Annotated in this window: 1 protein-coding gene; it reads right to left on the reverse strand. The window is 44.9% G+C overall.

Features of this window, described 5'->3' with window-relative positions:
* The coding region (locus OA34_RS13385; protein ID WP_286683071.1) for a phosphate/phosphite/phosphonate ABC transporter substrate-binding protein at positions 1-530 on the reverse strand (530 nt) is incomplete at both ends.

Here is a 530-nt window from a genome sequence, read left to right on the forward strand (position 1 = left end):
CCATACTTTTCTAGCGCATTGTAGTAAGTGCCATCGGACATTGACCCCACGTCGATGGAGCGGTTGACGAGCGCTTCGACCACTTTGTCATGTTTCTTGAGAAAAAAGACTTTTTGAAAAAAGGTGTAGGGGTTGATGTGACGCTCTTCTAACATCAGCATCGGGTATGCATAGCCTGAGGTCGAATCTTTGTCGGTAAAGGCAAAATGCTTGCCTTTTGCCTCTTCGAGTGCGTTGACATGTAAGCTTTTCAAGGTGACGATAAAGGACTGATAATACGGCGTGATTTTCCCGTTTTTGGAGTGTTCCAAATAGGTCGCAAGGTAGCGCACCGAGGGATTTTTCTCTTTTAAAAGCACAAAGCTTTTGGTATTGACCCACGCAAAATCGACACTTTTTTCTTTGATGCGTGAAAAGAGCTCATCGTAATCTTTGGTCACGACGATTTTAAACGTGTCGTTCGTGTCGGCACTTAAATACTCCATCAACGGGGCAAAAGCGCGCATGATTTTTTCGGGGTTGTTAGAGGG

The organism is Sulfurospirillum sp. MES, assembly GCF_000789415.1.
GTDB lineage: Bacteria > Campylobacterota > Campylobacteria > Campylobacterales > Sulfurospirillaceae > Sulfurospirillum > Sulfurospirillum cavolei.